General features: G+C 48.5%; 3 protein-coding genes. All 3 read right to left on the bottom strand.

The window, feature by feature from the left end; genetic code table 11:
- Nucleotides 1-7,516: ESPR-type extended signal peptide-containing protein (locus OA57_RS12645; RefSeq protein ID WP_034617844.1), on the bottom strand; the 7,516-nt coding region annotated here is incomplete at its 3' end.
- Between the two features lie 712 nt (nt 7,517-8,228).
- Complete coding sequence (locus OA57_RS11135; RefSeq protein WP_052122482.1) at nt 8,229-10,115, bottom strand: SurA N-terminal domain-containing protein; 1,887 nt, start codon at nt 10,113-10,115, stop codon at nt 8,229-8,231.
- A gap of 150 nt (nt 10,116-10,265) precedes the next feature.
- Nucleotides 10,266-12,689: an endopeptidase La gene (lon, locus tag OA57_RS11130; RefSeq protein WP_034617842.1), complete on the bottom strand. Its 2,424-nt coding sequence runs from the start codon at nt 12,687-12,689 to the stop codon at nt 10,266-10,268.
- Between the last annotated feature and the right edge of the window lie 115 nt (nt 12,690-12,804).

The following is a 12,804-nucleotide window of genomic DNA, read 5'->3' as shown; positions in this document are numbered from 1 at the left end:
CACTTTTCTCACTGGCTGCGATTTCGTTTTTCAAGGCGTCCAATTGCCCTTTATTGACCGCATCTTTGCCGTCGACACCGTCTGCAATATTGCTGATCACTTTATTTCCGGCATCGATTCCGTCTTTGCTGATTTCAACGGTATCGCCGACTTTCAGACTATCCGCCGAAACCGTACCTAAACCGTTCAGGTTTTTCGCCAATTCAACGGCAATCGAACCGTCGGCATTGGCTGTGGTTTTAATGTTGTTTGCCGCCGTATCCCCCGTTGCACCGCCCTTGATATTTAATATCTCGCTCGGTTTGCGGGTAATGACCGTGTCGTTATCGCCTTTAAACTGTGCATTGGTATTTTGGATCGCAGTATAAACATCACCGCCGTTGACGGCCGTTTTGCTGCCGTCAGCCACTGTTCCGCCGTTATTGACGGTAACCGTGTCGAAGGTTGCATTTTTTGCGGTCGAAACCTTGATATCGCCATTGCCTTCGGCAGAAATTTCAATATTGTCACCATTAACAAAATTGATGACATTGTTGTTTTGGTCAACGTCTTTGGCTTTGTTACCGTTGACATTCGCCGTCCAAGATTGAAGTGCGGTATCGGCTTTTGCCAGCGTATCTTTGGTTGCCTGACTGAAGCCAATCGCATAATCGGTCACATTTTTCGCCGTATCGGCTGTCGGCGTTGCCACCAAGCCGCTGTCTTCGGCAGTGCTGACGGTGGTTTTCTCCGCATTGACGGTATATTCTGTATTATTGCCGTCAATAACAGAAGTGACCGACGTGTTGTTACCGGCTTTGACACTCACTGTTTTTGCCGATCCGGTGATGTTTTCAACCGCTTTATCCAACTGCGATTTATTCACCGCATCCGTGCCGTCGACACCGTCCGCCACATTGGCAATTTTATTGCCGCCGTTGTTCAATCCGTCTTTGCTCAGGCTAACCGTATTTTCCGCATTTGTCGTTGTCGGGGATTTAATCGTTACGCCGGCATTATTGACGCCGGTATCACCGACTTTCAGGCTGCCGTCGGTGCCCAAATCGACATTTTTCGCCAATTGGATTGCAATGCTGCCGTCTGTGTCGGCAATGGTTTGAATGTTGTTTGCGGTGCTTTCCGTTGCGCCGCCTTTCAGGGTCAAAACGTCCGTCGGTTTGCGTTTAATCACGGTTTCGCCGTTGTCGGCAGTAAATTGTTGCTCACTGCCTTGAATGGCGTTATAAACATCGCCGCCGTTGACCGCACTTGTGCTGTCTGCCGCAATATTGCCGCCGTTGGTGATAGTGGCGCTGTCGAATGTCGGCGTACTGCCGGTGGCGATGGTGATGTCATTGCCGTTACGGCTGATCGTAATATTGCTGCCGTTTTCAAACTGAACGGTATCGCTTGCCGCAACCGCACTTGCTTCATCACCGTTTGCCTGTAATTTCCAAGTCTGGCTTTGCAGGTTGGTAATGTTACCGGCATTGGTCACGATATCCGCTGCATTTTTCGCAATATTCGTCGCATTATTGGTCACATTATTATTAGTTGCAAACAACTGACTGCCGTTAACCGCCTCTTTGCTGTCGGCGCTCAAGTTGCCGTCCGCTACATTGGCGATCACCTTATTACCGGCGTTAATACCATTGTTGTCGATGGTTACGCCGCCGGCTTTAATGCTGCCGTCCGTCCCCAAGTCAACATTTTTGTTTAAGGCGATTTTCACGCCGTCGGTATTTGCCGTTGTGGTGATATTGTCATCACCGCTAATCGCCACTTCATCGCCCAGTTTTTTAACCGCACTTTTTTCTGTGCCGTCGGCGGTGAACGTTAAGCCTTTGCTGTCGACCGCCGCTTTGGCATCTGCGCCTTTTTGAATATCGGCTTTAGTTGTTTGCGCCAGATCAACTTTATAATCCGTCACATTGGTTGCGGCCTCTTTGCTTGAGGTGACGGTGAGCGATTCCGAAGCGGCGGACACTGTCGCACCCTCGGCATTTACGGTGTAAACGGTTTGACCGTTATCACCGACCGTTGTTTCAACAGTCGCTATATTTGTACCTGCTTTAACATCGGTCTTAGCCGCCGCCGTCGCTTGATCCAACTGTTGTTTATTGACGGCATCAGTATCATTTTCACCCGCTTTAACATCACTGATCGTGGTATTGCCCGCATTAATTCCGTCTTTGTTAATTTTAACCGTCTCGCCAACGTTGATACTTTGCGTCGCCACACTAGTCAAGTCCGTCAAATTTTTCGCCAACTGAATCGCAATCGAACCGTCTGCATTGCCAATGGTTTTGAGGTTGTTTGCCGTCGTTTCGCCCGTTGCACCGCCGGTAATACTCAACACCTGATTAGGGTTGCGTTTAACCGTAACGTCGGCATTATCACCTTTAAACTGCGCTTCGCTGTTTTGGATCGCAGTATAAACATCACCGCCGTTAACCGCTGTTTTGCTGCCTTCTTCTACCTTGCCGCCATTGTTAATGGTCACGTTGTCAAAGGTCGCCGTTTTAGCGGTCGCCACTTTAATCGCACCGTTTTCAGTGGTGATTTCGATATTGTCACCATTAACAAAATTCACGCTGTTGTTGTCTTGACTGACCACTTTCGCTTCAGCGCCGTTAACTTGCGCCGTCCAAGATTGCAACGCACTGTCGGCTTTCTCCAACGAGGCTTTGCTTGCTTGCGACAAGCTGACGGCATAATCGGTAATGCCGGTTGCTACATCCGGTTTAGCAACCGCACTTAAGCCGCTGTCTGCCGTCGCCGTCACCGTGGTTTTTTCCGCATCAATCGTATATTCGGTATTGTTGCCGGCAACGTTTGCTGTAACCGTCGTATTTTTACCCGCTTTTACGCTGACGGTTTTGGCGTTATCGGTAATACTTTTCGCCATCTCGTCCAATTGATTTTTATTGACGGCGTCCGTGCCGTTTTCGGCGGCTTTTACATGACTAATCGTGTTGCCGCCGGCGTTAATGCCGTCACCGTTGATAACAACGCCGCCGGTGGTGGTAATGCTGTTCAAACCGGTCAAATCACTGTTCAATTTCACTTGAACACCGTTTGTATTGGCAACAGTGGTGATATTGCTGTCGCCGCTAATCGCCACTTCATCACCCAGTTTTTTAACCGCACTTTTTTCAGTATCGCCGCTAAAGGTTAAGCCTTTATCCGCAATTTCTTTGGCGGCATCTGCACCTTTTTGAATCTCATCTTTGGTGGTTTGCGCCAGATCGACTTTATAATCGGTGACGTTATCACTATCTTTGTTACCTTTGGTGACGGTAACCATATCTGATCCCGATACGGCTGCGCCGTCGGCATTGACCGTGTAAATCGCATGACCATCGGCGGCATCTTCTGTTTTCGTTACTGCGGCAACATTAGTACCGCCTTTCACTTCGGTTTTCGCCGCCGCCGTCGCTTTATTGACATCGCCGATATTGGCGGCGTTGGTTGCGGTCGTGCCGCCGCTTGCCACATTGCCGATCGCTTTATTGCCGGCATTGATACCGTCATTAGTGATCTTTACGCCGCCGGTGGTGGTAATGCTGTTCAAACCGGTTAAGCTATCGCTCAATGTCACCACTACATTGCCGTCCGTCAGTGTGGTGCTGATATTTTTGCCGTCACCTTTCACCGCAATGGTATCGCCTAACGCTTTATTTGCCGTTGTCTCACCATCGGCTTGAAGGTTAAAACCTTTGGCAATATCGATTGCGGCATTATCGATTTTGTCTTGTGTCTCTTTCGCCAGACTAATCGCATAATCGGTCACCCCCGCAGCCGATGTATCACCGGCTTCAACCGCTAAGCCGCCGTTTTGTTTGGCGCTGACTGTGGTTTTTTCTGCGTTGACGGTATACTCCGTGTTATTGCCGTTAGCAACCGAAGTTACCGTGGTATTATTGCCCGCTTTCACACTCGACGTTTTCACCGTGCCGGCAACTTCTTGAACCGCTTTATCCAACTGCCCTTTATTGACCGCATCACTGTTTTGCGTACCGTCGGCAACGTTGGTGATGGTTTTATTGCCGGCATCGATACCGTCATTAGCGATCTTTACGCCGCCGGTGGTGGTAATGCTGTTCAAGTCGGTCAAATCACTATTCAATTTAACAACCACATTACCGTTGCTTAATTCGGTGCTGATATTTTTGCCGTCACCTTTCACCGCAACGGTATCGCCTAATTTTTTATCCGCTGTGGTGTCGGCATCCGCTTGAATTTTAAAGCCTTTATCAACTTCTGCTTTTGCCTCTTTACCGGCTTGAATATCGTTTTTGGTTGTATCTGCCAATTCAATCTCATAATTGGTTACGCCGCTATCGGATTTTTCACCTGCGGTCGCAGTCAAGCCGCCGTTTTGTTTGGCGCTGACTGTGGTTTTTTCTGCGTTGACGGTATAAGTGACGGTTTTGCCGTCTTCTGATGTCGCCGGTTCGCCTACAGTGACATTATTGCCCGCCGCCACGACGGTTTTGCTTAAGCCGTTGACCGCACTTTCAATCGCTTTGCTGACGGTATCGCCGGTGACGGCTTTGTTGTCGCCCTCGGCAACATTACCGCTGTTATTCATCGTTACACTGTCGAATGTTACCTCATCAGCGGTTGAAATTTTTACTTTACCGCCATCATTGGTGACTTTAATGTTCTTGCCGTCAACAAAAGCAATGCTGTTGTCGTCTTTATTAACGGTTTTTACTTGATCAGCGTTTGCCAACACATTGAAATCCGTCAGCTTGCTGTCCGCTGCGGTTTTTACTTCATCCAGCTGCTTTTTATTAACCGCATCGTTTGGGCTAGTGCCGTCAGCCACGTTAGTGATTTTCTTATTGCCTGCATCAATGCCGTTATTGGTCATGCTCGGACCGTTGGTGATCGTCAAGCCGGTGTTATCCATTTTGGTATTGCCGGTTTGAACACTGCCGTTACTGCCCAAATTTACCGTTTCAGCCAATTTGACCGTTAGCGTATTATCCGCCGCAACCACGCCGATATTATTGTCGGTAAGTGTGCTGGTATTACCGCCCTTGATATTTAAGGTTTCGCCCAATTTACGGTTGATATTCGTGCCGCTGTCGCCGGCAAACGTTATCGGTTTGCTCGCCACTGCATACAGCTGGCTACCGTTGATGGCATCGGTGCTGCCGGCGCTGATTTGGCCGGCGGCAACGTTGATGATTTGGCGTTCTTTACCGGCTGCGCCCACGCTTACCACGCCGTTTGCCGCCTTTCCTTGGCCGGCAAAGCCGTTGTAAGTCACGCCGCCCACTGTTGCAGAGGGTTCAGCGGTCGCCGCACGATCGGTTGAGGCATTGCCCAATACCACGCTGTTTGCTTGGCTGGTAGTAATATTGCTGCCGACAGCAACCGTATTCGCCTGAGCCACGGTGTTTTGCACACCGACCGCAACCGAATTCTGCCCCGATACATTTGAATAGGTACCGATTGCAATCGCATGAGCACTATTCGCTTGGGCAGCGCCTATCGCAACGGATGACTCTCCGGTTCCTTTGGCATTGGCACCGACTGCTACTGCATCTTTTTGCGTTGCACTGGCACTCACGCCTGCCGCCAACGCATTCACGCCTGTGGCACCATCGTTGTTGTAATTAGAACCAGCTGCGGCAATGGCGCTGTTCACACTATAGTAATGCGTTTGCGCATTTTTCAATTGTGCTACGTTGACGGCATCAGTATCTGCCGAACCGGCAGCAACACCGGTGATTTGGCGGGTAGTGGTATTTGAACCAATAGAAAGCGCAGCTGTTGTCGCTTTCCATGTTGAATTGGTGTTGGTTGAGGAAGCGTTGGTCACGGTGTTAAAACCGGCTTGTCCTGCGGCACGGTTGGCAACGCTGCTCGAACCTAATGCGATACTGTCATTAACAGTCGCTTGTGAATATCCACCAATCGCAACCGCATCTTGCGCTGAAGCCTGACCACCACCCACGGCGCTTGCACCCATTGCTGTCGCTTCTGAACCAATCCCCAGTGCAGTTGCGAAGTTACCTGAGCTAAGCGTATCCGAACCAATGGCGGTCGATTGATGTCCGGTTGCTTTCGCATTGTAGCCCACGGCGGTATTTTGTGAATTGCTGGAAGCGGACGCACCGTTGATACCCGCTATCGCACCGACCCCAATTGCGATAGCATTACTCGTATAGGCTTGTGTATTTTGGCCTCCGCCATCGGATTTAGTTGAACCGATTGCAATAGACTGCTGCCCGTCTGCCCGTACATCCTTACCGATAGCAATACTTTCTTTTTGAACCGCTACAGCTTGAGTACCCAATGCAATCGCATCCGTTCCTTTTGCTTCAGTACCGGTGCTATACGAATTGTTTGGTGAGAGTGTCGAACCGATAGCAATGGAACGCAATCCGCTCGCTTCGGAAGAATGCCCCACGGCAAAGGCATTGTTGCCGGTTGCACTGGCAACATTCCCAAGTGCGGTTGAATAATTCCCGGAAGCGGTGACTTGGCGGCCGATAGCAATCGATGTGTCGCCCGATGCAGTATTGGCCGTACCCAAGGCAACAGAAGAACCGCCGGTTGATTTATTGCCTAACCCCATTGCCATTGAAAACGGGCTGGTTGCCTCATTGCTGTTACCAAAAGCAAAGGCGGACATGCCGTTTGCACTGTTTGTACCGGCAATATTGTTATAGCCCACCGCAGTTGAGCCTGAATAAGCTTCACTATATTCACCGATACTCACTGAGGAAGGTTGAATTCGAGTTGTCGTACCCACGCCATCCGGGCCACGAAAAGTCATATCGCCGCCGGAACCGTTACGATTGGCAATAATTTGTGCCGCCGCACCATAATTGCTGGAATAAGCATCTTTACCAATTGAGATATTGGCGCCCTGATTTGTGGTATTGGACACCGCAGTTTCCGCAACCGCCCCTGTTCCGATCGCAATAGAATCTGCCGAATTGGCTTGAGATGCGGTGGCATTCGTCCCCCCTGAACTGGTGCCGATCGCAATTCCGCGATCACCGCTTGCCGAAGCCGCCCAGCCCATCGCCATTGCGTTTGAACCCGAAACTCTTGTGTCTGCTCCTAGCGCCACACCACCTGTCGTACCGCTCACTTTAGCATTCCAGCCTAACGCCGTTGCTCCACCGGTCGCCTCAGCCCCTGAACCAATAGCGGTTGCGCCCTCTGCACGACCGTCAATTGCCCCAATACCTTTTGCGCTAGCACCGATAATGGTGGAATTATCTCCCACTGCATTTGCTCTGGTCGTTGAACCACCACCCATAACGATATTGGTAGCGCCTGTTCTGCCGCTACCCCAGCTTTCATAAGCCGCCGCATTGGCACTAAACAGCGCCATCGCAATGGCGATAGCTGAAACCTTTAAACTAAAAAAGAAATCTGAAAACGGATTACTTTCAACCGCACTTTGGCTAACCTGAGCGGCGGCTTTTCCGTGCGCCTTGCCTAATTCCGATGTGACATTCCAGCAGTTTAATGTTTTATTCCAGATCACTTTATAAATTTTATTCATATTCCCCTCAATTTCTTTTTAGTTTAAAGATGTATTTATTTAACAAAAAGGCAAACTTACAATAATAAATTTGTGCTATATTTTTAAGGTTGCGTATTTAACAATATATCAATCTTCAAATCAAGCCACATTTGTGTAAAGATTCAGAGGAAGCGTCGCAATAGAGCCTATTAATTTAATTTGATTTATTGATAAATAGAAAAAACAATCCATTTAATACCGAAGAGTGACAATCTCAACTTTAAACATTAAATGACATATCTGACAATAATCAAGCGGTTAACAATGCGAGACATCATTATTTATGTCCAATGAGATTAAGATTTACAGAACAACAATACCAAAAAATATTGATGTTAACCGCACTTTAAACCTGATGACACTGATAAGTGATGATGGGAAAGCTTAAGAAAAGTTATTTAATTACAAGATGAAAGGTTTCGAAGAATATCGCTAAAGCCGTAATTTTAAAAATCAGAAAAATACCTTTTTCGAGGTATTCCGCATAACTTTCGTCACAATATAGGACTGAAAACCAATTAATATTCTATTGCCCGACACGGTTTTGGCTGTTGGTTGATATCTCACATACTTTATGCTGAAAATACCGCACTTTCGTATTCAGTTGAGCGGTTGATCGCTCAGTCTATCAACATAAAAAATCCCCGTCGACTTGACGGGGATATAAAAGCGTTCGGCAACAAAAACGGATTTAATACTCGTTACGTTGCTGAATGAAATCCTGATTGATCTCGATCTTTGCCTGCTCACGTAACGACTGAATCAAGCTGTTGTAGGTTTGCAACTGTTTGCCCTGCAAATAACGTATCGCCAAAGCACGCTGTTCGTTTTTGTCGGCTGTGCCGTCTTCTACGTTAATCAGCTGTGCCAGATAAATATCGCCTTTATCATCCTGCACGGCTTTATATTGGTTTTTATCGTCGGATGCCATTGAGAACAGATCTTCACGCAAGCGGGCGTCTTGCATTGAGGCATAGACAAACGTCTGTGCGTTCTGTGTCGGTGCAACGCCTTGCGGCCAAGCGATATCTTGCGGTTTTTCCGCCTGATTGAGTGCATCAGCCAGTTTTTTGCTCTCTGCCGATAAGACGTTTTCCGCTTTTTGCCGTTTCAGCAATGCCGCAATATCGGCTTTGGCTTCTTCCAGTGTTTTATTTCCCGCCGGCTTGTGATCCACCACCCGAACAATCAGCGAATGTTGATCGCCCACATTGATCGCTTCGGAATTCATGCCGCCTTGCAGTAAATCGGTATCGAAAATGTTATATACCACATTTGAGAAGTTAAGTGCGGTCGGCACGTCTTGCCGTGAGAAATAATCGCTCTGCTGCGCCGCTTTGCCGACAACTTTTTCGACATCCGCCAACGAGGCCTGATTTTCAAACGCTTTTTCCGCCGCTTCTTTTTCCAGACGGAAGAACGCTGTTGAAGTCAGTTCGTTACGAATCGTATCGATAATTCGGCTTCTCACCTGCTCCAACGGCAAAGTTTCGCCCGGCTGTCGGGCAAGCACTTTAATGATATGGTAAGCTCCGTCGACATTGACCGGCTCACTGATTTGATTCACATCCGTCGCATAAGCCGCTTTTTCAAATGCCTCAGGGAATGCCCCTTCACTCGACCAGCTTAAATCGCCGCCGTTGACTGCCGACAGTTTGTCTTGCGAATACTGCTTCGCCAGCTCGGCAAAATCGGCGCCGTTTTGCAACTGTTGGTACAGTTCTTGCGCCAACGCCTGATCCGCCACCTGAATATGCGCTAAATGCTGATTGGTTCTGCCGCTGAATTGGGATTTGTTATCCTGATAGTATTGGGCGATTTCCACATCACTCACCTGAATGTTTTTTTCCATATCCGGCCGCGCAATATCAATATACTCGACTTTCACCAGCTCCGGCACCATAAACGCCGATTGATTGTCACGGTAATACTGTTCAATTTCCTGATCGCTGACTTGCTGCTTTTCCATTTCCGCCGCTAACGGAAACGCCGTCAACCGCACTTCGCGGCGCTGGAAAATTTGTTTGCTCAATTGCGCCAGCTGCGCCTCGCTGACGGTTTCCGAAGCTAACAGTCCTTGTTGTAACTGCTGCATCGCCACTGAAGCACGCAAGGTTTGTGCATAATAATCCGAACTGATGCCGTTAAAACGCAAGAAGCTTTGATACAGTTCATTGTCGAATTTGCCGTCTTTCTGAAAATTCGGGCTGCTGACAATCGCGCGCTTGATTTGCTCGTCCCCAACCGCCAGACCGAGGGATTGCAAATATTGCCCCAACAGCGCTTCATCGATCAAACCGTTCAGCACGTCTTGTCTGAAGCGGGCTTCAAACTCCGGCGAATCCATCAAAAGCGAGAACTGCGATCCCATTTCATCGCTGAAATTACGGGTTTGCTGCTGTAATGCCGATTGAAAAGTCTGTTGGCTGACTTCTTCCCCGTTCACGGTGGCGGCTGCGCTATTGACGGAGCTGCCTAAATAAGTCCCGACCCCGCCCAATACAAATGAAACGGAAATCAGCACAAATACGATTTTCCACATCAAGCCGCCTACGCCGCTGCCCAGTTTTTCCATCATAATTGATTTTCCTGTTGTTAATTCTGAATGTTGCCGAATTATATGTGAAACCCTGTGTTTATGCACGCATAATTCTGTTTGCCCCGTTCAGGCAAGATTAAAAAAGAAAAAGCCAAACTCACTGAATTTGGCTTTCGGACAAAAATAAGATTAATTCACAATTTGGGACGATTGCGGTTTGCCGCCGCGTTTTTTACCCGCTACTACGGTTTTTTCCACTTTGGCTACGCTCGGCGTGATCATTTGCACACCTTCCGGCGGATTTTGCAATGCTAACGCCAGCACTTCATCGATAGTTTCCACCGCACGAATATCCAACTGTGCTTTGGCATTTTCCGGAATCTCTTCCAGATCTTTGACATTCTCTTTCGGAATCAAGACCAGTTTAATCCCGCCACGGTGAGCCGCCAGCAATTTCTCTTTCAAACCGCCAATCGGCAACACTTTGCCGCGCAAGGTGATTTCACCGGTCATCGCTACATCGGCACGCACCGGATTGCCGGTCAGTGCGGAAACCAGTGCGGTGCACATCGCAATCCCTGCACTCGGGCCGTCTTTCGGCGTTGCCCCTTCGGGAACGTGGATATGAATATCCCGTTTTTCATAAAAATCAGGATTGATACCCAAACGTTCGGCACGGGAACGAACCACAGTCATCGCCGCTTGAATGGACTCTTTCATCACATCGCCGAGGGAACCGGTGTAGCTCAGTTTGCCTTTGCCGATCACCGATGCGGATTCGATCGTAAGCAAGTCGCCGCCCACTTCGGTCCATGCCAGTCCGGTCACTTCCCCGATACGGTTTTCGGTATCGGCACGCCCGTATTCAAAACGTTTCACCCCCAAATAGTCATGCAGATTTTCCGCATCGACCACCAGCGATTTAATCGATTTATCGAGCAGCAGATTTTTTACTGCACGGCGGCAAATTTTAGAAATTTCACGCTCCAACGAACGAACGCCGGCTTCACGGGTATAGAAACGAATAATCCCCAAAAGTGCGCCGTCTTCAATGGTCAGCTCTCCCTTTTTCAAGCCGTTACGTTCCATCTGTTTAGCAAGCAGGTGACGTTTGGCGATATTCAGCTTTTCATCTTCGGTGTAACCCGACAGACGAATCACTTCCATTCTGTCCAATAACGGCGCCGGAATATTCATCGAGTTCGAGGTGGCAACGAACATCACATCGGACAAATCGTAATCCACTTCCAAATAGTGATCGCTAAAGGCGGTATTTTGCTCCGGATCCAACACTTCCAACAAGGCAGAAGCGGGATCGCCACGCATATCCGAGGACATTTTATCAATCTCATCAAGCAGGAATAACGGATTTTTGACCCCGACTTTACACATTTTCTGAATCAATTTGCCCGGCAACGATCCGATATAGGTTTTGCGATGACCGCGAATTTCCGCTTCGTCACGTACACCGCCCAACGCCATGCGCACATATTTGCGTCCGGTAGCATTCGCAATCGACTGCCCCAATGACGTTTTCCCCACCCCCGGCGGGCCGACCAGACAAAGAATCGGGCCTTTGACCTGATTTAAACGGCTTTGTACCGCCAGATATTCCAAAATCCGCTCTTTCACCCGTTCTAAACCGTAGTGATCGGCGTCCAACACACTTTGTGCGTTTGCCAAATTCTTTTTCACTTTGGTTCGTTTGTGCCAAGGCACTTGCACCAGCCATTCGATATAGCTGCGGACAACCGTCGCTTCCGCCGACATCGGCGACATCATACGCAGCTTTTGCAAATCCGCCTCGGCTTTTTCCCGCACTTCCGACGGCATACGCGCTTCTTCGATTTTCCGTTGCAGCTGTTCGACTTCGTCATTATGGCTGTCCTGCTCGCCCAACTCTTTTTGAATCGCCTTGATTTGCTCGTTCAGGTAGTAATCACGCTGGCTTTTTTCCATCTGCTTTTTCACTCGGCTGCGGATTCTTTTCTCAACCTGTAAAATATCCAGCTCCGATTGCATCGTGCCGATCAAGAATTCGAAACGTTCCACCACGTTATATTTTTCCAGCAGCGCCTGTTTGTTTTCCAACGCAATCGGCATATGTGCCGACATGGTATCGCTCAAACGTTCGGGATCATCGATATTGCGTAGTGCGCTGACGACTTCCGGCTGTACTTTTTTGTTCAGTTGAACATAAGAGTCGAACTCTTCAAGGCTGCTGTTTTTGATTACCTCCAGCTCACGCTCGTCACCGCGTATACTCTCGATAATTTGAATATCCGCCGCCATTTCATCATCATGGAATTTAACGATAGCGGCGCGTTTTTGCCCTTCCACCAGCACTTTGACCGTGCCGTCCGGCAATTTCAGCAGCTGAATAATATTGGCCAGCGTGCCGACGGTATAAATATCATCGTATCCCGGATCTTCTTGCTCCGCTTGTTTTTGTGCCACCAGCAGCAGCTGCTTGCCGCTTTCCATCGCCTTTTCCAGACTTTGAATCGATTTTTCCCTTCCCACAAATAAAGGCATCACCATAAACGGAAAAACCACCACATCACGTAATGGCAATACCGGAATATGTGCTTGCATGGTTTGTTGTGCACTCATATTTCATCTCTCTTTGTTGCGATAATTGGGGGATTGATGAATTCTATATTGGGTTATTCGGCAAAAATCTCAAGCACTATTTCCATTTTTGATCAAAATTTCCCTCAACAAAAAG

Origin of the sequence: Chelonobacter oris (assembly GCF_000772535.1) — a bacterium.
Lineage (GTDB): Bacteria > Pseudomonadota > Gammaproteobacteria > Enterobacterales > Pasteurellaceae > Chelonobacter > Chelonobacter oris.
Note: the sequence above shows the minus strand (reverse complement) of the source record. Positions and strands in the feature narration are given on the sequence as shown.